Raw genomic sequence first — 23,325 nt, forward strand, 5'->3', positions numbered from 1 at the left:
GGTGCGCCACGCGATCGCCCGGCTGGGCGCGCTGGCGGCACTGCTCGCCGTCGTCGGCCTGCTGCCGTGGCTCTCCCGCAACGACCCCGCGCTCACCGTCCTCCGAGCCAAATCGGCCGAGCAGGAGGCGACCCCCGAAGCGCTCGACGCGATCCGCGCCGACCTCGGCCTCGACGCCGGACCGCTCGCGCTCCTCGGCCGGTGGGCCGCGGGCCTGCTCCGCGGCGACCTCGGCACCTCCTGGGTATCGGGCTACCCCGTAGGCCCCGCCGTCGTGTCCGGGCTCGGCACCTCGTTGACGCTCATGGCATCCGCACTCGCGGTCGCCCTGCTCCTCGCGGCCGCCCTGTGCGCGCCGACCGTCTGGCGCGGCGCGCGCGGCACGCTCGGCGAAGGGCGACCCGGCGGCGCGATCGGCGCGGCCCTGGTGGCGTGCCCCGACTTCCTCATCGCCACCGTCGGGCTCATCGTCGTCGGCGTCTGGCTCGGCTGGCTGCCGACCTCGGGTTGGCACGGTCCGGCCAACCTCGTGCTCCCGGCCGTCTCCATGGGGATTCCGGCCGGGGCGCTCCTCGGGCGGCTCGTCGGCGACGCCCTGCCCGGCGCGTTCGACGAGCGATGGGTCGCGCTGTGGCGCTCGGCCGGCGTCACCGAAGGGCGGATCGCATTCGGCGTCCTGCGCCGCGCCCTTCCCGCCGTGATGCCGCAGTTCGGGATGGTCGTGGTCGCGGTGACCGGCGGCGCCGTCGCGGTCGAGACGATCTTCGCGGTCCCCGGCATCGGCCGGACCGCCTTGGGCGCCGCCAAGTCCCAGGACCTGCCGCTGCTGCAAGGATGCGTGCTCGCGCTCATGTGCCTCGGCCTCACCGCCGGAGCGCTCGGACACCTCGCCCGGCGCGCCATGCTCGGCTCGGGCCTCCGCGACGCCGCACTCAGCCCGCCGCCACCGCCGCGGAGCGCCTCCGGACCGCGGCAGTACGCGGTGCCGGCCGCGCTCGCCGCGATCCTGGCCCTGGTCGTGGTGTGGGGCCTGCTCCGCGATCCGCTCACTGTGGATGTCACAGCGAAGCTGCTGCACCCCTCATGGGCGCACCCGCTGGGCACCGACGCGCTCGGACGCGACGTGCTCGCCCGCCTCGGCCACGGCGCGGCCCGCACTGCCGGATCGGCGGTCGCGGTCTGCGCGTTCGGCTTCGCGCTCTCACTGGCGCTGGGGTTCGCACCGCGCGCGTCGGCGGGCGTCGCCGACGTCGCGAACGCGGTGCCGGCCGTCCTCGCCGGCGTGCTCGTCGCGGCGGCGCTCGGCCCGGGGACCGCGGGCGCGGCCGTCGCGGTGGCGCTCGTGTCCTGGCCGAACCTCACCGCGCACGCCGCCGCGTTGACGCAGGAGGCCAGGGCCGCTTCGTATCTGACCGCGCAGCGGGCGCTCGGCGCGAGCCCGGCCTGGATCACGGTCCGACATGTGCTGCCGGAAGTGGCCGGACCGCTGGCACGGCACGCGGTGCTGCGGCTGCCCGGGACCGCGCTGGCAATCGCATCGCTGGGCTTCCTGGGGCTCGGCACGCAGCCGCCAACGCCCGAATGGGGGCTGCTGCTCGACGAGTCGCGGGCCTATGTGGAGGTGGCGCCGGCGGCCGCACTCGCGCCGGCCATCGCGATCGCATGCCTTGCGGCACTGACGGTCTCGAGTGCCAACCTGGCGAGGGCGCCGCGCCGGAAGGCGGCCTTCGCATGAACCCCCGCGTTCCTGAGCGCCCGGCGGTTCCCGGCATCAGCTATCAAATCGGGCGACCCAGCACACTCACGGTCCGCAAGCTTCGCCGAGACTGGGACCCCCCGATGCGACGATGCCGGCCGAGTACGACAACCCAGTGCCCTCAAGCGTCACTCGAAAAGGTGAAGGCCCCGTGAGCGATCCCATACTCGACGTCCGCGAGCTTCGCGTCGCGATCGGACCGAACGAGGCCGTCCGCGGGGTGTCGTTCGACATTGCGCGCGGCGAGACCGTAGCGCTGGTCGGTGCCTCGGGCGCCGGGAAGTCGTTGACCGCCAAGGCGATCCTCGGGCTCCTGCCGCGCGGCGCGCAGGCGTCGGGAAGCGCGTCGGTCGACGGGACCGAGATCATCGGCGCGGACCGGACGGTCCTCGGCGAACTTCGGGGCCGCGCCCTCGCCTACGTCCCGCAAGACGCCCTCGCCGTGCTCAGCCCGGTGCACCGGGTCGGCGACCAGATCGCGGGGGCGATCGCCTCCGTGCGCGGCGTCGGCATCGAGGCCGCGCGGCGGGCCGCGGTCGACGCGCTCGACATCGTCGGCATCCCCGACCCGGCCGTCCGCGCCCGGGACTTCCCGCACCAGTTCTCCGGCGGCATGCGCCAGCGGGCCGTCATCGCCCTCGCCACGGCCGCCTCGCCCAAGCTCATCGTGGCCGACGAACCGACCACGGCGCTCGACGTGCGCACCCGCACGCAGATCCTCGACCTGTTGCGAGACCGCTGCGCCGCAACGGGTGCCGGAATGCTGATCATCACCCACGACCTGGCGGTGGTCGACGAGTACGCCGACCGCGTGCTCGCCATCGAGGACGGACGGCTGCTCACCGAAGCGGCCCCCGAGCGGCCGGCGGTCGCGCCGCGCGCGGAACTCCGCGATGCGCCTGCACTGCTGGAGGTCCGCGACCTCGCCGTGGAATATCACATGTCACATGTGCCGCTTCACCATCGCCTCGGCGTCGGGCGGCGCCGCTCAAGCGGGAGGACGCGCGCGAGCGCTGACCGGCGAGGCCGGTCCGGCCCCCGCGCGGTGGACGGCGTCTCCTTCGACATCGCGGCCGGGGAGACCTTGGCGCTCGTCGGCCCCTCGGGTTCAGGGAAGTCCTCGATTGCCGCGGCCGTGCTGCGGCTCCTCAAGCCCGCGGCCGGCACGATCCGCTTCGAGGGCCGGGACCTCACCGCCATGGCCGAACGCGAACTGCGGGCGCTGCGCCCGCGGTTCCAGCCGGTGCTGCAGGACCCGTACGGCTCGCTCAGCCCGCGCCTCACCGCCGGCGAGGCGGTGGCCGAACCGCTGCGGGTGCAGCACCGCTGGGACCCCGAGGCCGGCCCGACCAAGGTGCGGGAGCTGTTCGCGCTCACCGGACTCGACCCTGAACTCGCCGACCGGCGGCCGCACGAGCTCTCGGGCGGGCAATGCCAGCGCGTGAACATCGCGCGGGCGCTGGCGAGCGAGCCGCGCCTGCTCGTGCTGGACGAGCCGACGTCGGCGCTCGACGCGCCGCTGCGGCGCGGGATCTTCGAGCTGCTGATCGGCCTGCAGGAGCGGCTGGGCTTGAGTTACCTGTTCATCTGCCACGACCTCGAGGCGGTTCGCGGGTTCGCGCACCGCACGGGCGTCATCGAGCAAGGCCGCATCGTCCGGTGCGGGCCGACGCAGGAGGTATGCGACGAGCTCGGCGCGGTGGAAGCGCCGACCGCAGAAGCGGCCTGAGGCGACCGAGCAAGGCCGCATCGTCCGGTGCGGGCCGACGCAGGAGGTATGCGACGAGCTCGGCGCAGTCGAAGCGCCGACTGCCGAAGCGGTCTGAGGCGGCGGCGCACCAAAGAACGCCGATGCGGCGATCACGCAGGGCCCCACCGGTCCTCGACCCGGCCGATCGGCTCGGTGAATGTGCGGCCCGGGCGAGGACACGCGGCCCGTCGAACCTCTCGATCGGGTACGACCACCGGGCGCAGCCACAACGAGCATCGCGCGGCGGCCCTGGCGGGCCGCCGCGCGATCGGGTCTCAGGCGGCTTTGCGTTCGGCGCGCCGGTACTGGCGCGGGAGCGGGTGCTCGACGCCGAGTTCGTGCGCGGCCTGGCGGGGCCAGTAGGGGTTGCGGAGGAGTTCGCGTCCGAGCAGGACGGCGTCGGCGCCGCCGTCGGTGAGGATCTTCTCGGCCTGCTGCGGTTCGGTGATGACGCCGACGGCGGCGGACGGGATGCCGCTCTCGCGGCGGACCCGCTCGGCGAACTGCACCTGGTAGCCGGGGCCGGTGGGGATGCTGGCGGCGGGCAGGTTGCCGCCGGTGGAGACGTCGATGAGGTCGACGCCGTGCTCGCGCAGCAGGGCGGAGAGGCGCACGGTCTGGTCGACGGTCCAGCCGTCGGGTTCGATCCAGTCGGTGGCCGAGAGCCGGAACAGCACCGGCACCTGCTCCCCCACGACCGCTCGCACGGCGTCGGCGACCGCGAGCGGGAGGCGGGCGCGGCCTTCGAAGTCCCCTCCGTACTCGTCCGCGCGCCGGTTGGAGACCGGGGAGAGGAATTCGTGGAGCAGGTAGCCGTGCGCCGCATGCACTTCGACGACCTCGTAGCCCGCGTCGAGCGCGCGCTGCGCGGCGTCCGCGAAAGCGGTGACGACGCCGGCGATCTCCTCGACCGTCAGCTCGTGCGGGACGGCGTGGTCGTCGTTGAACGCGATCGCGCTGGGCGCCACCGGCTCCCAGCCGCCGTCTTCCGGTGCGAGGGTGCCGCCGCCCGTGGGGCTGGTGCCGCCCTTGCGTCCCGCGTGGGCGATCTGGATGCCCGGGACCACGCCCTGGCCGCGCATGAACGCGGTGAGCCGCCGGTGTCCCTCGACCTGGGCGTCGTTCCAGATGCCGAGGTCCAGCGGGCTGATGCGGCCTTCCGGTGCGACAGCGGTGGCCTCCACGAGGATCAGTCCGGGGCCGCCGGTGGCGCGCGCGCCGTAGTGCTGGAGGTGCCAGTCGTTCGGCACACCGGTCTCAGGGCCGGTCGCGTCGGCGCTGTACTGGCACATGGGGGCCATCCATATCCGGTTCGGAACGGTGGTTCCGCGCAGCGTGATCGGGGTGAACAGGTTGCTGGTCACGATGGGTCCTTTCGGGGTTCGGGCGGGGTCTAGGCGAGGAGGGCGCCGAGGGCTTCGGCGGCCGCGGCGGATGACTGGGGGTTCTGGGCGGTGACGAGGTTACGGTCGACCTGGACGTGCGAGGTGAACGGGTCGGCCGCGACGAACTCCACTCCGGCGGCCTCGAGTCGGTCCTGCAGCAGCCAGGGGGCCTTGTCGGCCAGGTGCGCCAGGCGCTCTTCGGCGTTGGTGAACCCGGTGGCGCGGTAGCCGGCGAAGGCGTTCCCGCCGTCGTCTTCGGCGGCGAGGACGGCGGCGAGGCCGTGGCAGACCAGGCCGACGGGCTTGCCCGCGCGCAGCGCCTCGGCGAGGAGGCGTCCGGAGTCGGCGTCGACGGCCAGGTCCTCCATCGGGCCGTGGCCGCCGGGCGCGTACACCCCGTCGTAGTCGTCGAGCGACACGTCCGCGAGATCGACGGGCTTGGCGAACTCCTCGGCCGTCGCGACGACGGTGCGGAAGTGCGCGGCGGTCTCCGCGGCGCCGTTGGCCTCGTCGGTGAGGCTCGACGGGTCGACCGGCGGGACGACGCCGCCGGGGGTGGCGACGGTGACCTCGTGTCCGGCGTGTCTGAAGACCTCGAGCGGGACGACGGCCTCCTCGGCCCAGTACCCGGTGGTGTGCTTCGTGCCGTCGTTGAGCGTCCACTCGTCGGCCCCGGTCATGATGAACAGCATCCTCGCCACGGTCTTGCCTCTCGTAGTCGTTGCAGCACTTGCTATGCGTCGAAGCTCGCGAAGTAGGACGCGGCCATGTCCTCGCCGCCGTGCCCCTGCGCGGAGGCGCGGCGGAACCGCTCGGCCCCGGCCTCGCCCAGGTCGAGGCGGACGCCTCCCGCGCGGGCGGCCTCGAGGATGAGCCGCGCGTCCTTCTCGGCCGTGTCCAGGCCGAAGCTGGTGTTGGCGGTGTCGCGGTCGAGGATGAGGCCGCCTTTGACGCGGGCGTACCCGGCGTCGAGCGGGCCGCCGTCGATGACCTCGTAGAACCGCTGCGGGTCGACGCCGAGGCCGTCTGCGAGCGCGAGCACTTCGCCGATGCCGTGGGTGAGCACGAAGACCCAGCTGTTGGCGACGAGTTTGAGGCGGGTCGCGGACCCGTCGGCGCCGTCCTCGCCGGTCCAGACGGTCCTGGCGCCGACGGCGTCGAAGACGGCGTTGGCGGCCGCGTCGTCGGCGGGGCCGGAGGCGAGGACGGTGAGCCTGCCGGCTTCGGCGGGTTCGCGAGTGCCGAGGACGGGGGCGTCGAAGAAGACGAGGCCGTGTTCGGCGGCGAAGGCGGCGAGCTCGGTGAGGGCGTCGATGCCGGCCGTGGTGGACTGGATCCACCTGGTGCCGGGGCGGAGCGAGGAGGCGGATCGACGCATGACGTCGAGGACGGCGGGGCCGTCGTGCAGCATGGTGACGATCGCGTCGGCGCCGGCGACGGCCGCGGCGGGGGTGTCGGCGATGCGGGCGCCGTCGGCGGCGAGCGGTTCGGCCTTGTCGCGGCTGCGGTTCCAGGCGGTGACATCGAGCCCGGCGCGGGCGAGGTTGCGGGCCATGGCGGCGCCCATGATGCCGGTGCCCAGGACGGCCACGGTCGGCTTGTCGCTCATCGGTTCTCCTGTCCGCAGCCCCTCTCGGGGCGTGCTCGGTTCGGAACTGCCGCCACCCACATTACTTGCAGACGCCGACTAATGCAAGCGACGGTTATTGGCGTGTAACGGATATCGCTGTACGCTAATATCGATACCGAATCGACTGAGCCGGAGGAGCATCGTGAGCACAGCAGCGTCCCCCAGTACCGCGCTGGCACAACACTGGTGCGCCCTCTCCGCGCTCCACGACGGCATCGCCGACCACATCGGGCGCCGGCTCGAAGCCGAGCACGGCCTGTCCGTGCGCGAGTTCTCGCTGCTCACCGTTCTCGACCGGCAGCGGCCCGGCCGCCATCTCCAGATGCGGCAGGTCGCCGAGGCGGTCGTTTTGAGCCAGAGTGCGACCACGCGCCTAGTGGCCCGCATGGAGGACAGAGGCCTGCTGCAGCGCACCATCTGCGCCGACGACCGCCGCGGCATCTACACCGACGTCACCGAATCGGGGCGGAAGCTCCTCGCGGACGCGACCCCGACGCACGACATGGCGTTGGCGGAGGCGCTCGAGGAGGCGCGGCGGAACCCGGAGTTCACGCCGCTGGTCGAAGTGCTGGAGCGCATCGGCACCGAGTGAGGGCGGTCAGCCCTTCCAGAACTTGGCGCCCGTGCGGGCGAGGACGTCGCGCTGGGGGCGGCTGATGTGCGCCTCGTAGCGGTAGTTGATGTAGAGGACCGGCGGCTCGGAGTCGACGCGGAACACGTTGCCGAACCAGCGCACCGGGTGGCCGTCGACGAGCTCCCACAGCTGCACGATCCGCTCCCCTGGAGTGATCGTCATTCTGATGTGGAGGCCCGCGAACTCCAGGTCCTCAATCCGAGCCCAGCCCACGACGTCGGGATCGGGGTATCCGCCTGGCATCGAGGCGTCGTCAGGTCCACTCATGTCCGGGCCAGCCATTCCATGCATTGATGACAATCCGGTCTCCATCATCGCAGAACACGGTATGCACGCAAGTGCCGCACAGAGTGACACCGGGTCTGCAAAGACCAGGATAGTAGGCGCATCCGGCGGACCGTACAGGGGAGAGTGCCCGGAGCGGCGCCGAACGTGACCGGCGCCCGGCGCGGCCCGCCCCCGATGGCCACTCCCCCGCCCGGCCGGATACTGGGGCGATGAAGCTCAGCCGCCCGATCTCGTTGTTCCTGCTCGCCTTCGGCGTGTGGTCGGTGTTCGTCTGGACCACGTTCGTGAAGAACCTGTTTGAGGACGTCAGCGGCCTGGCGTTCGACGGCGCAGGCGAACCCACGGGCTATTTCTGGGTCCACTTGGTACTCGCGGTCGTCTCGTTCGGACTCGGCGTCGCGATCGGCGTGATCGGTCTCCGCGGACTCCTCGCGGACCGCCGCGCCGCGCGCGGCTAGCTCCAGAAAGGAGCCTCCGACGACTGGACGACTCGTCCGGGAGTCGGAAATCCGACCGCGGGCTTTTCACCCGAACGTGCCGCGGCGGCCACCGCGCGCGGTGGCCGCCGGCGCGGTTACGCCGCCTCGAGCGCGGCCACGGTCGCTTCGGCCGCGGCGAGGTCGCGCTCCCCCTCGGTCTCGTCCAGGAGGTCGATGGCGCGCAGGAGCGCCCACGCGCGCAGGCGCTCGGCGTCGACGCCGAGCCCGTCGGCCACCGCGTGCAGCAGCTCGGCGCCGGAGTGCGGGCCGTGGTGCTGCAGCATGTACAGCAGGTAGCCGCCGTCGAACGCCCGCTCGGCGAGGTACGGCTTGGGGTCGATGACCAGCCACGGTTCGCGCTCGGCCGAGACGATGTTGCTCAAGTGGGTGTCACGGTTGCCGATCCCGAGCTCCGGAGGATCGGCGAGCCGGTCGCACAGGTCGAGGGCGAGGTCGAGCCGGTGCGCGGCAGGGCCCTGGCGCGCCTTTCCCTTTGCGTCGCCGTATTCGGCCTTCCACTCCCGCAGCATGTCCGTGGCCGCCGGGAGCCCGGGGAACCCGTCCGCATCGGCCAACGGCCGCCACAGCCGCCGGTAGAGGCCGCACGCGATCCCGATGCGCCGCCACGCCGCCTCGGGGGTGCGGTGGCCGAAGAAGCGGGTCGACTTGAGGCGGTTGCCGGGCACGGCCCGCTCCAAGAGCATCGCCCCCGTCTCGGGGTCGTACTCGTACAGGCGCACCGCGCCGTCGCCGTCGTACTGGCGCAGCGCGGTCGGCTCGGCCGCGTTCTCCTCGTCGCGGTAAATGACCTTGAGGACGGCCTGCTCGCCGCCCGCGCGCCGGACCGGGACCACATAGGAGTGGCTGCCGCCGCCGTAGGGCGGTCCGTCCGTCCGCAGCGACCACAGCCGCTGCAGACGCCAGACCGTCTTGGGGAGGCCGTCGAGCCAGGCCTGGCCGGCACTGCCGTGCCAGGCGAGGACGTCGCGGCGGACGGAGGAGGGAACCACACCGAATCGCATCGGTACAGTATCGAGCAACGCCTTTTGCCGCCGCAATCCGCATACGCATGGGAGGCAAGCGGACCGGTGTGATCAGTCCTTCGGGACGAGCGCCTCCACCGCTTCGGTGACGGCGGTGTCACCGCCCCGCACCTCCAGGACCAGGCGGGACACCGTCGGATGGCGCAGCAGCTCGGCCACGACAGCGGCCACATCGGAGCGGGTGACGGCGCCGCGACCGACCGGAGGCTCGGCGAGGTGCACCTGGCCGGTCGGCTCGTCGTTCGTGAGCGAGCCGGGCCGCAGTATGAGCCAGTCGAGATCGCGGGCGCGCAGGTCCGCCTCGGCCGCGGCCTTCGCCTCGATGTACGCCGCCCACACCTCGCCACGGCTCGGATCGGGCTCGGCGTCCGCGCCCATGCTCGAGATCTGCAGGAACCGGCGCACGCCCGCGCGTTCGGCCGCGTCGGCGAGCAGCACCGACGCCGCCCGGTCGACCGTGTCCTTCCGGGCCGCGCCGCTGCCCGGACCGGCGCCCGCGGCGAAGACCACCGCGTCCACCTCCCCGTACATCTCGGAGGCGAGGAGCCCGGCCAGATGCTCCGGATCGGCCCGCTCGAGGTCGAGCACGATCGGGCGGCCGCCGATCGCGGTCAAGTCCTCGGCGTGGTCGGGATTGCGGATGAGGCCGGTGACCGAATGCCCTTCGGCGGCCAGGATCTCGGTGAGGCGCAGCGCGATCTGCCCGTGCCCTCCGGCGATGACGACATGCATACGGCCCACCCTAACCCCGCTCGCGGCGGCGCGGGGCCGCTCTGCGCCGCACGGGCCGTACTCGGCGGCCTCGGCCGCGCCGCGGGCGAACCAGAGAACGGACGCTCGCTCCCCACCGAGAACCGCTGAAAAACACCGGGTAGTTTGTTGAAGCGTGAAGGATTCTCACGCACTAGGACCCCCTCCCGCCCGCGGCACCGCATGGGCGCGCCTGCTGCTCGCAGCCCTGCTGGCGTTCCTGACCGTTCCGTTCGCCGCCGCCCCGGCACAGGCGGCCAACGACATCACCGGTCAGATCCGCGCAGGACAGGACGTGGTGCTCGACGGCGACGCCGTCGTCAACCTCGGCAGCGGCGAGGAGATCACTTACGGCGGCCGCTTCTCCGGCGTCGGCACCCTCACCGTCCGCGGCGCGGGCACCCTCATCCTCACCGCGAACTCGGACTTCAGCATCCCCGAGGACCGACAGACGCAGACCGTCGAGGCGCGCGGCGAGCCGTGGTGGTGGAACACGATCGAGAACCCCGACCCGCCCGCGGTCACCGTCGAATCCGGAGCGACCCTCCAGTACGGCGACGGCACCGGCACGACCGGCCTCATCGGACACTATCCGTACGACCTGTCGAACTTCGAGTGGAACGCGTTGAACCACCACGTCGACGGCACCCTCATCGTGGCGGTGCACGGCGGCCGCTACCACCCGGGCAACCTCAGCGGGTCCGGTTTCATCGTCCAGCCGCGCGGCACCTGGGACGGCCTCTCCCTGGCGGGCAAACACACGTTCTCCGGCGTCCTCTACAACGGCACCGTGATCCACTACAGCCAGCGCGAGTTCCTCTCGACCATGCCCGAGGTCGACACGGTGCTCAACCAGGGCTCGTTCATCATCGACACCCAGGAAGGCAACGACACGGTCCTCGACGTCGACTTCTACTCGCGCGAGTGGGGCAACGACATCAACTTCCACTCCCAGATCTTCGGCAGCAAGGTCGTGGTCTCGGGGGTGTACTCGTGGGCCGACGAGGGACCGGACTACGACCCGTCGCTCTCCGACCCGGGCCTGAACTACGAGATCGTGCCGCACAACCACAACAAGCGGGGCATCAACATCGAAGGCGCGCTGGTCCAGTGGGGGGACGGCACTTCCGACCGGTTCTTCCTGCCGGGCAACCGGGACACCGTCTACATCAACATGCACGCGCGGCGGATCCGCAGCCACCTCATCTTCAACTACAACGGGCCGGTCACCCTCAGCGCGCCGATCTCGGGCGGGATCTACCACGACACGATGAGCGCCCAGGGCCAAGGCGACGTGACGATCGCCGGCACGGCCGGGAACGACGTGACCTTCGCCGACCAGCAGAACTACAACGGCGTCACCACGATCGAAGCGGGCGCCGTCCTGCGGCTGGGCGCGGGCGAGGACGGCGCCGACGGCTGGCTCCTCACCGGCGGCGACCAGACCGCGATCGTCGACGAGGGCGCGCTGGTGGTCGACAACGTCGAGCATGAGACGGCCCTCGAGGACATCAGCGGCGCGGGCGGCCTCGAACAGGCCGGGTCGGCACCGCTCACGCTCACCGGCGGCATCGAGTACACCGGCGCGACCACCGTCTCGGGCGGCACGCTCGCCTTGACCGGCGGCGACCTCTCGGCCTCGGAGCACGTCGAGCTCTCCGGTGCAGCGGCCGTGCTCGACCTCTCGCAGGTCGAAGGCCAGACGGTGAACGACCTCAGCGGCGTCGCCGGAGCGACCGTGCTGGTCCCCGCCGACGGCCTCACGGTCGCCAGCGCGAACGACACCGCCTATGCGGGTGGCGTCGAAGGCGAAGGCGGCCTGGTGAAATCCGGCGCCGGCACGTGGACGTACACGGGCACGAGCAGCGCCACGGGCGCGTGGACCGTCACCGAAGGCGTGCTGGCATTCGGCACCGCGACGGCCGGCAGCACCGCGCAGGACAGCACTGACGACGCATCCGGCGGCACCGGCCAAGGCGGCGCCGACGCGGGCGTCGACGGCGGCTCCGCCTCTGGCTCCGGCCAAGGCGACTCCGCCGACAGCACTGACGGCGACGCCACAGGTCAAGCCCCGGCAGCGGGCGGCGCCGAGCTCGCCGGGGATCTGAGCGTGGAGCAGGGCCTGACGGTCCACGCTCCGAGCGGCGTCGGCGGCGACCTGTCGCTCGGCGCGGCTTCGACCCTGACCGTGGGCTCGGAGGGGGGGCTCACGGTCGGGGGCGCGGCGACGCTCGACGGGACGCTGGCGGTCGCCTACGAGGAGGGTTCAGCGCTCCCCGAGGAGATCCCCGTCGTCACCGCCGCAGGCGGTGTCTCCGGCACCTTCGGCAACCTCGCTCAGGACGCCGAGGTCGAGATCGGCGGCTCGAGCTACCGGATCGCCTACGAGGCCGACCGGGTCGTGCTCCGGACCGACGAGCCGAAGGAGGCCGCCGAAGCGGCGGGCGACGGCTCCGACGCGGCCGGGCTGCCCTGGTGGGCTTATGTGATCGGTGGGTGCATAGTCCTCCTGCTCGTCGGTTTCGGTCTGCTGGCGTGGTTCCGGTGGCGTCGCCGGGGCGCGGTGGCCGACGATGCCACGATGGAGCTTCCAATTCTGAAGGCGCGAACCTGAACCGGAGCTGAAACCACCTGAAGCCGATTCAAGGAAGTGCGTGCGCGGGAGCGTCTGGGAGCGTGCCGGAGCGTCGGCGGATCGGGCTGAGGAAGGACGCTGCGTAGCGTCAGCGCACGCGTCGCAGCGTCCTTCCTCAGTCGCGGTAGGTCGCCGCGATGTCGACGGCGATCTCGATCGCTCGATCCGCGAGGGGGGACCGGGTGCGGCCGGACTGCCAGAGCAGGTAGATCTCGCGAGGGGGCACCCGCGGCAGCAGCTCGTGGACGGTGAGGATGTCATCGGTGAGCGCGGCGGCGCCGCGGACGACGAGCTTCGGGAGCACCGCCGAGCCGATCCCGGCGCGCACCATCGCCAACACCGCTTCGTTCCCGCTGGCGCGGAACACGATTCGCGGCCGGGCGTGGTTGCTCGCGAAGGCCCGCTCCACCCGCGGCTGGTCGCACGTCGGAGGCCAGGCCACCATCGGGGTCTCGTCGAGGTCGGCGAACCGCACGGGACCCTCCGGGAACGCGCCGCGCGGGGCTACCAGTACGTACGGGTCGGCGAGCAGTTTGCGGTGCTCGATGCCGCCGCCGAGAGGGGCGTCGAAGAACATCAGGTCGACCTCGGCGACAGGCGGGTGCTCGCTCTCGTCCTCGACGATGCCGATGTCGCACCCTGGATGCTCGTCGCGCAACCGCCGTACGAGCGGTGGCAGGAGCACGTTGGAGACGCTCTGGAACGTGCCGATGTCGATTCGGCCGGCACCGGCGTTGAAGCGCGCGATGGCGGTCCTCATCGCCTGGGCGTTCGCCAACAGCTCGCGTGCGTGTGCGAGCACGATCTGGCCGAGAGGCGTGATCAGGACCGGCCTGGGCCCGCCCGGTCGGTCGAAGACGACGCCGCCGACGGCCTTTTCCAGCGAGGCGATCTGCTGGCTCACGGTCGACTGGGTGTATCCCAGCCGGAGGGCCGCCCGGCCGAACGAGCCCTCGTCGACCACGGCGGCCAGTGCGGCGAGATGCCGCAGATCGAATTCGGCCATGCCCCGCAGCCTAACCCTGATGATCGCGCTGAGCGATCGACTCGATCGATGATCATCGCTTTTCACGATGATGTTCAGCGGCTAGCGTCGGGCCCATGACCGCAGCACGGTCGGGCCGCGCTGCCAGATGAAGGGGGAACGCGATGCCATCCGCATCCGAGCCGGCCACGTTCGTACTGATCCACGGTGGAGCGAGCAGCTCGTGGGACTGGCACCTGGTGGATCCGGTGCTGCGGGAGCTCGGACATGACGTGATCGCCGTCGACCTGCCGTTCGAGGACGCGGGCAACGGGATCGGCGAGCTCGCCGATGCAGTGGTCGCCGCGTCGGCCGGTCGCCCGCGACCGGTCGTGGTCGCCCACTCCTTCGGCGGGCTGGTGGCTCCGGTCGTCTGTTCACGTATGGACGCCGAACTGCTGGTGCTCCTCGCCGCGATGATCCCGAAGCCGGCCGAGACCGCCAACGAGTGGTGGGGCGCCACCCGCTACCACGAACTCGGCATCTCCTTCTCGACCAGGGAGGACGAGCTCGAGGTCTTCTACAACGGGGTGCCCGCCCCACTGGTCGAGGCCTCGTACGAGCACGAGCGGGAGCACAACGGCGGATGGGACACCCCCTCGCCGCTCGCGGCCTGGCCCAGCGTGCCGACCCGGTACCTGCTCTGCCGCGAAGACCACTGCTTCCCACCGGAGTTCACCAGGGCCCATGTCGCCGAACGCCTCGGCATCGTCCCCGACGAGATCGACGGCGGCCATATGGTCGCCTTGTCACACCCTCGGGCCTTGGCCGAGAGGCTGCACCGATTCTGGACCGAACAGCAAGCGGCGAACACGAAGTAGCACGCCGCGAGCGCCCGGGTTCGGGCGCTCGACCCGCTCTGCCATGGCGCCGCGGCCGCGACGAGGGGTGTCGGCCTGAGCGCGAGCGTGCCGCATCGACTGCGCTAGACTCTGCGGCTCCGCTCGCGGCAGCGCCCACGCCGCCGCGCTCAGCCGGGGCGCTGTGTCGGCGTCCCATGAGGAGAGGGGCATCGCATGACAGTCGACGTCGAACGCACCAAGGGCAATTACGTGCACGCCGGGAACCTCAAATCCCGCGTCAGCCTCTACGACCACCGCAAGCCCCAGATCGACCTGGTCGACATCGCCGCCGGTCTCGTGCCGTCCGACCTGCGGTTCGCGCTCGACGTCGGGTGCGGGTACGGCCGGTACCTCGAGCGCCTGCGCGCCGACCACCCCCGGGCGACGATCGTCGGCATCGACGCCGCGCCCGGCATGCTCGCCGAAGTGGAGCCGCCGGTCATGGTGGCCGACGCCCAGGCGATCCCCTACCCCGACGACAGCGCCGACACCGTGCTCGCGATGCACATGCTGTACCACGTGCCGGACATCGCGAAGGCGGTCAACGAGTTCCGGCGCGTCCTCAAGCCCGGCGGCACGCTCCTGGTGTCCACGAACTCCCACGACGACATGGCCGAGCCCTACGCCCACTGGGCCCGCGCGATCCGCTCGGTCCTGGGCGCCGAGACGTTCTTCCCCGGCGACGAGGTCGCCAAGTTCGACTCCGCCAACGCCCCGGGCTACCTGGAGGCGGCGTTCGACTCGGTGGAACGGTTCGAGGAGCGCGGACTCGTCTCGGTCCCCGAGCCCGGCCCGCTGATGGACTACCTCAAGTCGATCAGGTCCTACGTGGACGGCGACGACGCGGCGTTCGAGCGCATTCTCGAAACGGCTGCGGCGGAATTGGACGCGCACTTCGCTGAGCATGAGGTCTTCGAGTTCGAGAAGGCGACCGTCTTCTACCGGTGTCGTTAGGCGGCGAGCAGCCGGACGACCGGGCGGCCTTTCGACGGGCCGGTGCGATGCCCCGCACGGCGTGAGTTCGGGCCGGAGCGCTGGCGCGAGGCTCGGGCTGGAGGACGACCGAGCGGCGGGCGTGGGCCGCCGCCGCGCGGCCGCGTAGGGCGTGCCCCTTCCCACCCGCATCCGCCTTCCGTCCAGCCGATAAGGACCACGGTCCCACGCGGGTCTGACGTTTCGGGTTGTTGCGGGTCAGGTGCGGTGGTGGTCGAGGATGGCTTCGATTGCCCTGGCGACGCCGTCTTCAGGGGCGGGGGCTGCTCGGTCGGTGGCGGCTGCGATTGCGTCGGGGTGGGCGGCCGCCATGGCGAAGGAGCGGCCTGCCCAGGCGAGCATGGAGACGTCGTTGGGCATGTCGCCGAAGGCGATCACGTCGCGGGCGTCGAGGCCGCGGGAGGCGCACCAGGCGGCCAGCGCGGCGCCTTTGGTCGCTTCGGTCGCGGTGCATTCGATCTCGGGGAAGCTGCCCCAGTGCCAGAGTTCGACGCCGGGCACGTCGATGCCGCGGGTGGCCTCGTGCATGGCCGTGCCGGTGGAGCCTGGCACGCGGACGATGAGTTCGGCGACGGTGTCGGCGTGGTCGAAGACGTCGGCGCCGGGTTCGACGATCGTCCAGGGGTCGCCGTAGTGGATGCCCGCCTGCATGTCGGCGGATTCGGCGATCTGGCGCTCGCCGGTCTCGACGGCGAAGATCGCGCCGGGGAGGACGCTGCGGAGGAGGTCGCGGACCTTGCGGGCGGTCGGGAGGGGGACGGGGTGGCGCAGGTCGGCGGTGCGGGTGGCGGTGTCGTACCAGATCGCTCCGGTGCTGCAGATCGCGCCGTCGAGGACGGCGGCGAGTTCGGGGACGCGGTGGACGGCGCGGGGCGGCCGGGCGGTGACGGCGAGGGTGAGGATGCCGTGCTCGCGGGCGGCTTGGAGGGCCTTCTGGTTGCGTGCGGAGAGTCGGCCCTGCGGGTCGAGCAGGGTGCCGTCGAGGTCGGTGGCGATGAGTTTCGGTAGGGGCACCGGATGAGTATCGGGGTTCGCGAAAGGCGGGGCAACCCCGAAAACGGTGCGGTCCTATTGCGCGGGTTGGTCCGGGCGACAGGGCGGGCGCATGGGGTGGTTGCGGGTCCCGGCCGTGTCACCCCACCGCCGGGACCCGCGCCGCTAGCCGGCGTAAGGCGCGGCGGCGGCCTGGGCGGCGGTCATGAGCGCGCCCTCGTTCTCGGGCCAGAGACTGTCGTCCACACAGGAGTAGGCGGGGAAGAACCCGCCGCAGTTGCCGGTGTCGGGGCCGATCTCGAAGGTGAAGGAGGCGACGCCGAGTTCGCCGTAGGCCATGTCGTCGGTGGTGCCGCTGGTGCTGTAGCCGACGGTGTCGTCGTTGGTGCCGACGAAGTAGCCGTTGGACTGGGACATGGCCTCGCCGAGGGCGCGGAGTGCGCCGTCGTTCGGGGCGAGGTCGCTGGTGTACCCCCAGGGGACGATGATGTACTCGCCGTAGGAGTGCAGGGTGATGAACACGTCGCGGGCGTCGGCGGGAGCGGCGTCGGCGGGGTTCTCGCCGCGCTGGTCGGGGTGGAGGGCGCGGAGCCAGTCCTCGACGGCCTGCGTCTCGGGCTCGGACCCCGCCGTGGGGCCTTGGAAGGTCTCGGAGCAGGGGTTGGTGGAGTCGGCGCCCCATTCGAAGGTGGCGTTGCGGTTGAGGTCGACGCCGAGGCGGTCGCCGCAGTTGCCGTTCGCGTCGTTGGCGTTCTTGCGCTGGAGGATCGGGTCGTCGCCGCCGGAGGCGACGATGTCGACGCCGTCGGGGTTGGCGACCGGCACGACCCAGACTTCGGTGGTGTCGAGCAGTTCGGTGACCTCGGCGTCGGTGCCGTAGCCGTCGACGAGCTTCTCGATCCAGCGCCAGGCGACCTCGCCGGTGGCGATCTCGCGGGCGTGCATCTGGGCGATGAGGGAGAACCGGGGCTTGGCTGAGTCGGGGTCGGTCTCGCAGTCGCCGGCGCTGATCTTCGTGAGGCAGATGGCGTAGACGTCGTGTCCGCCCTCGCCTCGGGTCTTGAGCCAGGAGTCGCCGATGTCGTGGAGGCTGGCGAGGTCGGGGTTGGCGTCGGCGAGGGCCTTGAGGTCGGCTTCGTAGGCGTCGACGGTGCGGTAGCCACCGTAGTAGGTGCCCTCCTGCTCGGCGGCGAGCGGGACGTCCTTGTAGACGGTGTCGAGGAATTCGGGGTCGTAGCCGAGGTCGCGGGCGGCGTCGGCGAGGGCTTGGTCGCCGATGATGTGGGATTCGTCGCCGTGGTCGTGGGCGAGGGTGAAGCCCAGCCGCTCGAGTTCGGCGGCCTGCTCGGGGGTGAGTCGGTCGACCGACCAGGTGGCGAGTTCGTCGCTTGCCGGTTCGATCGGATCGGCTTGGGCGGTCAGGGTGGCGACGCCGGTGGCGGCCACGACGACCCCCAGCGCGACGCTCGCGGTGACGAGCCTTCGCTTCATGCGCTTGTGTCCGTTCTGTTCTCGTGCCGCCGGGGGTGCCGACGGGACGAAGGGGCGGTCAAGGGAACCTAATCATACATTTGCGGTCCAAATCCTCAAATAGGCAACATATTGGGACACAATGGATTCCATTTCGGACTTTGCGAGCTCGTGCGCTTCAGCCGCCGGTCACGCGGCGGGTGAGCGCGAGGAGGTAGGCCTCGCGATCGAGCGGGTTGGCGTCGGTCCGCAGCCGCGACGGGACCGGGCCGGTCACCGGTTCGTGCCGCTCGAAGACGCTCTCGAGGACGCCTTCGCCGCTGGTCAGGCCCGGCAGGCGCTGGCCGAGTCCGTGGACGGCCCCGGCCGGGATCGTGCCTTCGAGCGCGCAGCGGGAGCCGCGGATCTCAGGCGGCTCGGGGACGGCGCGGAGCTTCGCGAGCGCGCCGAGGACGCCGCCGAGGTCGGCGGCGGGCAGCTCGATCCTGAAGCGGTGCAGCGGTTCGCAGACGACCGTGCCCGCTTGGCGGAGGGCGTCCATGAGCACGAGCGGCACGAGGCTGCGGAAGTCGCCAGCGGTGCTCGACATGCTCTTGTCGAAGCCGCCGTGGGCACTGGACTGGCGGGCCCAGTAGCCCGAGCGGGTCATGGTGACCGTGGCGCCTTCGACCTGCCAGCCGTGCAGGCCTTCGCGGAGGGTGTCGTGGACGGTCTCCTCGACGGCCTTGAAGAACGCGAACGGCATGGAGCCGAGTTCGACGCCGAGCCGGAAGTCGATGCCTGGGCCCGGTTCGATCCGCAGCCCGACGGTGGCAAGGAACGGGTTGGGGGCCTTGGCGGTCACCTCGACCGCTTCGCCGCTGCCGGTGACGCGTTCGACGCAGATGACCGTCGATTCGCGGAAGTCGACCTCGAGGCCGTGCTCCTCGGCGAGGGTCGCGCCGATGACCTCCTTCTGGACCTCGCCGTATAGGGAGACGGAGAGTTCGCGGCGCGACTCGTCGTGGCGCAGGCCGATGAGCGGGTCCTGCTCGGCCAAGTGCGTCAAAGCGGTGTGCAGGGCCGGCCGGTCGCGGTCGCGGAGGGGCGCGACGACCGTTTCCAGTGCGGGGCGCAGGAAGTGCTCGGTGCGCAGTTTCGGCGGGCGGCCGATCGCGTCGCCGATGCGGACCTCGCCCAGACCGCGGAGCTTGGCGATCTGGCCCGCCTCGGCCCGGGAGCGGGCATGGTCGTCGCCGTCCTCGAAGACGCTGATGCCGGTGACCTTGCCTTCGCGGCCGTCGCCGACCGGGACCCGGTCGCGGACGGCGACCGCGCCGGAGAACAGGCGGGCGTAGGCGATCCGCTCCCCCGCCGGACCGCGCTCGACCTTGAACACGGTGCCGGACAGCGGCCCGGCGGGGTCGCCCTCCGAACCGGGAAGGCAGCGGCTGAGCCCGGCGACGAGGCCGTCGATGCCGGCGCCGGTGATCGCCGAACCGAAGTGGACCGGGTGGGCCCGCGCCAGCGCGACGCGTTCGGCGAAGGCCGCGTCCAGTGCCGCGTCACGCGCGACATGTGACATGCCACTGGGGCCGGCGGGGGTCGTTTCCTCGAGATAGGCGTTCAGGAGGTCGTTGACGCGACCCGCTTCGGCGTCGGAGGCGCTGTCGAGCAGGGCCCCGAGGAGGTCCTCGGTGTACGCGGCGTCGCGTCCGCGGGGCTTGCTCTCGGCCGCGGCGGTTCCGAGGCCGTCGACAGCGTCCACGGCGACCATCGCCGGGTCGAGTTTCGCGCGGAGGTCGCGCACGAGCTCGTCGGTGCGGGCGCCGGCGCGGTCGATCTTGTTGACGAACACGACCGTGGGCACGCCGAGGCGGCGCAGGGCCCGGTAGAGGACGCGGGTCTGGGCCTGGACGCCCTCGACTGCCGAGACGACGAGCACCGCGCCGTCGAGCAGGTTGAGGACGCGTTCGACCTCGGCGATGAAGTCGGGGTGGCCGGGCGTGTCGATGAGGTTGACACCGGTGCCGCCCAGCGTGAACGACACCACCGCGGACTTGATGGTGATCCCCCGGCGGCGTTCGAGGTCGAGCGAGTCGGTGCGGGTGCTGCCCGCGTCGACGCTGCCGACCTCGTCGATGATCCCGGCGGCCTGGAGCAGCCGCTCGGTCAGGCTGGTCTTACCTGCGTCGACATGGGCGAGGATCCCGAGATTGAGCGTGCGCAACAGCGGTCATGTCCTTGAAATCGTGGTGACGGTTCCTGAGTGACATGAACTGTTGGCGCATTCCGGCTCCTTCTCGAAGTGGGCGCGGCGGGCGGGGGCGGCCCGGAGGCCGCGCGCTGCCGCGATCCGCACATTCCAGCAGACCGGCCAAAGGAGTGCAAACGGTTATTTCGGGCGCGGGGTCGCGCGGGTCAGGCGGCTGCCGCCGTGTCGCTGTCGAGCAGGCCTTCGATGACCTGCGCGACGCCGTCCTCGCCATTGGTGGCGGTGCGGTCGGTCGCGGCGGCGATCGCCTCGGGGTGGGCGTCGCCCATCGCGTACGAACGGCCCGCCCAGGCGAGCATCGGCGCGTCGTTCGGCATGTCGCCGAACGCGATCACCGCGGCGGGCCCGACCCGGCGCTCCTTGCACCAGGTCGCGAGGCCGAAGGCCTTGTCGGCGCCGCGGGCGTTGAGGTCGAGCATCCCGAAGTCGCCCCAGTGGCACATGGCGAGCCCGCCGAGGTCGGCGCCCTCGACGGCGGCGGCCATCTCCTCGCCGGTGCGCTCGGCGCAGTACACCTTGATCTTGACCGCCCGCTTGACGCGCTTGAAGACGCCGTCCGCATTGGGGGCGAACTCCCAGTTGGAGGCGCCGACGAGGGCGCGGTAGGGCTCCTCGCCGACGATGCCGATGCCGGTCTCCACCGCGAACACCGCGTCGGGCAGGCGCTTGGCGATCACGGCGGCCACTTTGCGGCCCTGGGAGAGGCGGATCGAGCGGAGGATGCGGATGCGGCCGGCCGCCGGGTCGTAGACGATCGCGCCGTTCGCGCAGACCGCGCCGTCGAGGTGCGGCAGGAGGTCCGGCAGCATGTCGACGCCGTAAGGCGTGCGGGCGGTGACGGCGACGACGGCGATGCCGTCGGCCCGGGCGGCCGCGAGGGCGTCGCGGGTCCGCTCGGACAGCGCGCCTCCCGGGGAGAGGAGCGTGCCGTCCAGATCGGAGGCGATGACGAGGGGTTTGAGCACGCGACCAGTATCGCCCGGACCGGCAACCCCCGGCAACCGTACGAAGCGGCACGATCACCGCTACCTTCGGACCGGTTGCGCGCCAGCGCGTTCGCCGCCGCGGAACGCCGCACCCGACCCCGTTGTTGACCGCTGGGTCAAGAATGCTGTAGGGTTCCGGTCATGGGCAGGCCGAAGAACTTCGAACCGGACGCGGCCGTCGCGCAGGCGATGGAGACGTTCTGGACCAAGGGCTACGCGGGGACCTCCCCCGCGGACCTCGCCGAGGCCACCGGCGTCGGCAAGGGCAGCCTGTACCACGCGTTCGGCTCCAAGCGGGAGCTGTTCAGCCAGGCGCTCGAGCTGTACGGGCGGGCCGGGTCGGCGATGACCGAGGCCTTCCTGAACGAGCCGGGCACCGCGAAGGAGCGCATCCGCGCCTACCTGGTGCTCCTGATCGAGACCGACCTGAGCCTCCCGGCGCCGCGCGGCTGCCTCGCGGCCAACACCGCCCTCGAGCTGGGCGGCAAGGACGCTGAGGCGACCGAGTCGGTGCGGCGCATGACGAACGAGACGATCCGGCTGTTCGCCGAGCGCCTCCGCCGGGGCCAGCGCGACGGCGACGTCGCCAAGGAGATCGACGCGGAGGCACAGGCGCACTTCCTGATGAACACGGTCGTCGGGCTGCGCGTCATGACGCAGACCCACGACAGAGCGGTGCTGCACCGCATCATCGACACGGCGCTGGCGGGCCTGTGACCCCGGCGCGGTGACGATGCCGCCTTGAGCGCGGCGCGCCCTCGCGAGAGGGCCTTCTTTTCGCCCTTATTTTTGACCTCAAGTTCAAGAACTACGGAAAGGCATCCACATGGAACTCGGACTCACCGGCAAGACCGCCCTCGTCACCGGCGCCAGCCGCGGCATCGGCCTCGCGATCGCCGAAACCCTGGCGGCCGAAGGCGTCCGCGTCGTCGGCGCCGCCCGGACCATCACCCCCGAGCTGGAGAAGGCCGCCGCGGCGACCGTCAGCGCCGACCTGTCCACCAGGGAGGGCGCCGAGCGCATCGTCGCCGAGGCGGTGAACGCGGTCGGCGGGATCGACCTGCTCGTCAACAACGTCGGCGGCGGCGACGCCGACCGGATGGCCGTCGGCGGCTTCCTCGACGTCCCCGTCGAGCAGTGGGCCACGGTCTTCGACCTCAACCTGTTCAGCGCGGTGTGGACCACGAAGGCGGCGCTGCCGGGCATCGTCGAGCGGCGCGGCGCGATCGTGAACGTCTCCTCGGTCAACAAGCACCTGCCGGCGATCGGCCCGGTCGGCTACAGCGAGGCCAAGGCCGCGCTGACGAGCTTCTCGAAGCGGCTCAGCGAAGAGCTCGCGCCGCAGGGCGTGCGGGTCAACACGGTCTCGCCCGGCGTCATCGGCTCCTCGCTGTGGCGCGACGAGGAGCGCTTCGGCGGCAAGATGGCCGAGGCGTTCGGAGTCGCGCACCGCGACCTCCTCGACGCGCTCCCGGGCCAGATCGGCATCGCCTCGGGCCGCATCGGCGAACCTGAGGAGGTCGCCGACCTGGTGGCGTTCCTGCTCTCGGACCGGGCGGCGAACATCCACGGCGCCGACCACGTGATCGACGGCGGCACCCTCAAGGTCGCGTAGCGGTCGAACGGCCGCTGTTGCGGATCAGAGCGGGCGCGGGCGGACCCGCGCCCGCTCCCGCCACTCAGGACCCAGCCGTTGCAGGTCCGTGATGTCAAGTTTGGGTAACGGCGGTGACCGGTCACGGTTCCCTGTCGTCACACTGGTAGTGCCGTCCGATTCGCACGGCCGCTCTACCCTGGACCCCGACCCTCCCTTGAAGGAGCCCATCATGGCCTACGACCCGCCCCCGCATTACCACCTCGGCGGTCCGAGCGATCCCCAGCCGCCCCAGAGCGTGCCGCCCTCGTACTCCCCGCTGCAGCCGCAGCAGCCGTACGCCGAAGGGTACGGCCCGCCCCCGATGACCGCGCAGCCCAGCGCACCGGCCCCGGGCGTGCCCGCCCAGCCGGCGTTCGGGACGCAGCCGCTGCTGCAGCCCCCGCCCGCCGCGCCGCGCAAGTCGCCGGCGGTGATCCTGTTCGCGACCCTCATGGCCGTGGGCTTGGCCGCGGCCGCCGTCTCGATCGCGCTGTGGCTCAAGGCCAACGGCGACCTGGAGGACGTGGAGGCCCGGGTCGACGACCGCGACAAGCAGATCTTGCAGCTACAGGACGACCTGGAGGCGGCCGAAGCGCAGGTGGCCGAGTTGGAGGGCCCCGCCGCCGAGGCGGAGACCCTGCGGGCGTGCATCGACGACCTCAACGAGTACTACAGCACCCCTGAGGGCTCGGACGAGGAGGCGGCGGCGCTCGAGGCCCTCGACGTCTCCTGCGACGGCCTGATCTTCTAGGGGCGGCGCGTCGAGGGCGGGTCCGG

At 71.8% G+C, this 23,325-nt stretch carries 21 protein-coding genes; 10 read left to right on the top strand and 11 right to left on the bottom strand.

The window, feature by feature from the left end; all coding sequences use genetic code 11:
- Position 1 precedes the first annotated feature (1 nt).
- A complete protein-coding gene (locus AB0K52_RS10120; RefSeq protein ID WP_363528966.1) occupies positions 2 to 1,735 on the top strand; it encodes an ABC transporter permease subunit in 1,734 nt (577 codons plus the stop codon).
- A 172-nt stretch (positions 1,736 to 1,907) separates the two neighbouring features.
- Complete coding sequence (locus tag AB0K52_RS10125) at positions 1,908 to 3,485, top strand: ABC transporter ATP-binding protein (RefSeq protein WP_363528969.1); 1,578 nt, start codon at positions 1,908 to 1,910, stop codon at positions 3,483 to 3,485.
- Between the two features lie 296 nt (positions 3,486 to 3,781).
- On the opposite strand, the gene AB0K52_RS10130 is transcribed toward AB0K52_RS10125, so the two are convergent.
- The 3 genes from AB0K52_RS10130 to AB0K52_RS10140 are packed head-to-tail and all read right to left on the bottom strand — an operon-like array spanning position 3,782 to position 6,500.
- Positions 3,782 to 4,870, bottom strand: coding sequence for an NADH:flavin oxidoreductase/NADH oxidase (locus tag AB0K52_RS10130; RefSeq protein WP_363528971.1), 1,089 nt, complete (start codon positions 4,868 to 4,870; stop codon positions 3,782 to 3,784).
- 29 nt (positions 4,871 to 4,899) lie between these two features.
- On the bottom strand, positions 4,900 to 5,592 hold the full coding sequence (locus AB0K52_RS10135) for a type 1 glutamine amidotransferase domain-containing protein (RefSeq protein ID WP_363528974.1): 693 nt from the start codon (positions 5,590 to 5,592) through the stop codon (positions 4,900 to 4,902).
- A 32-nt stretch (positions 5,593 to 5,624) separates the two neighbouring features.
- Positions 5,625 to 6,500, bottom strand: a complete 876-nt coding sequence (locus AB0K52_RS10140) for an NAD(P)-dependent oxidoreductase (protein WP_363528977.1) — start codon at positions 6,498 to 6,500, stop codon at positions 5,625 to 5,627.
- Between the two features lie 163 nt (positions 6,501 to 6,663).
- Here AB0K52_RS10140 and AB0K52_RS10145 point away from each other — a divergent pair, with 163 nt between their 5' ends.
- The gene (locus AB0K52_RS10145) at positions 6,664 to 7,113 is read left to right on the top strand and encodes a MarR family transcriptional regulator (RefSeq protein ID WP_363528981.1); all 450 of its coding nucleotides are present in this window, start codon (positions 6,664 to 6,666) and stop codon (positions 7,111 to 7,113) included.
- A gap of 6 nt (positions 7,114 to 7,119) precedes the next feature.
- On the opposite strand, the gene AB0K52_RS10150 is transcribed toward AB0K52_RS10145, so the two are convergent.
- Positions 7,120 to 7,422 carry a hypothetical protein gene (locus AB0K52_RS10150; RefSeq protein WP_363528984.1) on the bottom strand — a complete coding sequence of 101 codons (303 nt, stop codon included), beginning with the start codon at positions 7,420 to 7,422 and terminating at the stop codon, positions 7,120 to 7,122.
- A gap of 230 nt (positions 7,423 to 7,652) precedes the next feature.
- On the opposite strand from AB0K52_RS10150, the gene AB0K52_RS10155 reads away from it, so the two are divergent.
- Positions 7,653 to 7,901 (top strand): hypothetical protein, encoded by a 249-nt coding sequence (locus AB0K52_RS10155; RefSeq protein ID WP_363528987.1) that lies wholly within the window; start codon positions 7,653 to 7,655, stop codon positions 7,899 to 7,901.
- Positions 7,902 to 8,017: 116 nt separating this feature from the next.
- On the opposite strand, the gene AB0K52_RS10160 is transcribed toward AB0K52_RS10155, so the two are convergent.
- Entirely contained in the window at positions 8,018 to 8,944 is a 927-nt protein-coding gene (locus tag AB0K52_RS10160) for an aminoglycoside phosphotransferase family protein (RefSeq protein WP_363528990.1), read from the bottom strand.
- 72 nt (positions 8,945 to 9,016) lie between these two features.
- Positions 9,017 to 9,697, bottom strand: a complete 681-nt coding sequence (locus AB0K52_RS10165) for an NAD(P)-binding oxidoreductase (RefSeq protein ID WP_363528993.1) — start codon at positions 9,695 to 9,697, stop codon at positions 9,017 to 9,019.
- Between the two features lie 154 nt (positions 9,698 to 9,851).
- Between AB0K52_RS10165 and AB0K52_RS10170 the strand changes: the two genes are divergently transcribed.
- The gene (locus tag AB0K52_RS10170; protein WP_363528996.1) at positions 9,852 to 12,329 is read left to right on the top strand and encodes an autotransporter-associated beta strand repeat-containing protein; all 2,478 of its coding nucleotides are present in this window, start codon (positions 9,852 to 9,854) and stop codon (positions 12,327 to 12,329) included.
- 136 nt (positions 12,330 to 12,465) lie between these two features.
- On the opposite strand, the gene AB0K52_RS10175 is transcribed toward AB0K52_RS10170, so the two are convergent.
- Positions 12,466 to 13,356, bottom strand: a complete 891-nt coding sequence (locus AB0K52_RS10175) for a LysR family transcriptional regulator (protein WP_363528999.1) — start codon at positions 13,354 to 13,356, stop codon at positions 12,466 to 12,468.
- A 143-nt stretch (positions 13,357 to 13,499) separates the two neighbouring features.
- On the opposite strand from AB0K52_RS10175, the gene AB0K52_RS10180 reads away from it, so the two are divergent.
- Complete coding sequence (locus tag AB0K52_RS10180; protein WP_363529002.1) at positions 13,500 to 14,195, top strand: alpha/beta hydrolase; 696 nt, start codon at positions 13,500 to 13,502, stop codon at positions 14,193 to 14,195.
- Between the two features lie 195 nt (positions 14,196 to 14,390).
- On the top strand, positions 14,391 to 15,170 hold the full coding sequence (locus tag AB0K52_RS10185) for a methyltransferase domain-containing protein (RefSeq protein ID WP_363529005.1): 780 nt from the start codon (positions 14,391 to 14,393) through the stop codon (positions 15,168 to 15,170).
- Between the two features lie 237 nt (positions 15,171 to 15,407).
- Here the strand turns inward: AB0K52_RS10185 and AB0K52_RS10190 are convergent, their stop codons facing one another.
- The 4 genes from AB0K52_RS10190 to AB0K52_RS10205 form a co-directional block, all read right to left on the bottom strand.
- Positions 15,408 to 16,223 (bottom strand): HAD hydrolase family protein, encoded by an 816-nt coding sequence (locus AB0K52_RS10190; protein WP_363529008.1) that lies wholly within the window; start codon positions 16,221 to 16,223, stop codon positions 15,408 to 15,410.
- Between the two features lie 144 nt (positions 16,224 to 16,367).
- A complete protein-coding gene (locus tag AB0K52_RS10195) occupies positions 16,368 to 17,693 on the bottom strand; it encodes a M14 family zinc carboxypeptidase (protein ID WP_363529011.1) in 1,326 nt (441 codons plus the stop codon).
- Between the two features lie 157 nt (positions 17,694 to 17,850).
- Positions 17,851 to 19,881 (bottom strand): translation factor GTPase family protein, encoded by a 2,031-nt coding sequence (locus tag AB0K52_RS10200; RefSeq protein WP_363529014.1) that lies wholly within the window; start codon positions 19,879 to 19,881, stop codon positions 17,851 to 17,853.
- Between the two features lie 191 nt (positions 19,882 to 20,072).
- On the bottom strand, positions 20,073 to 20,891 hold the full coding sequence (locus AB0K52_RS10205; protein ID WP_363529016.1) for an HAD family hydrolase: 819 nt from the start codon (positions 20,889 to 20,891) through the stop codon (positions 20,073 to 20,075).
- Positions 20,892 to 21,053: 162 nt separating this feature from the next.
- Here AB0K52_RS10205 and AB0K52_RS10210 point away from each other — a divergent pair, with 162 nt between their 5' ends.
- The 3 genes from AB0K52_RS10210 (at position 21,054) to AB0K52_RS10220 (ending at position 23,299) form a co-directional block, all read left to right on the top strand.
- A complete protein-coding gene (locus AB0K52_RS10210; protein WP_363529019.1) occupies positions 21,054 to 21,629 on the top strand; it encodes a TetR/AcrR family transcriptional regulator in 576 nt (191 codons plus the stop codon).
- Between the two features lie 109 nt (positions 21,630 to 21,738).
- On the top strand, positions 21,739 to 22,527 hold the full coding sequence (locus AB0K52_RS10215; protein WP_363529022.1) for an oxidoreductase: 789 nt from the start codon (positions 21,739 to 21,741) through the stop codon (positions 22,525 to 22,527).
- A gap of 211 nt (positions 22,528 to 22,738) precedes the next feature.
- The gene (locus AB0K52_RS10220) at positions 22,739 to 23,299 is read left to right on the top strand and encodes a hypothetical protein (protein ID WP_363529024.1); all 561 of its coding nucleotides are present in this window, start codon (positions 22,739 to 22,741) and stop codon (positions 23,297 to 23,299) included.
- Positions 23,300 to 23,325: the final 26 nt, after the last annotated feature.

This window comes from Glycomyces sp. NPDC049804 (genome assembly GCF_040674615.1).
Classification (GTDB): Bacteria; Actinomycetota; Actinomycetes; order Mycobacteriales; family Micromonosporaceae; genus Glycomyces; species Glycomyces niveus.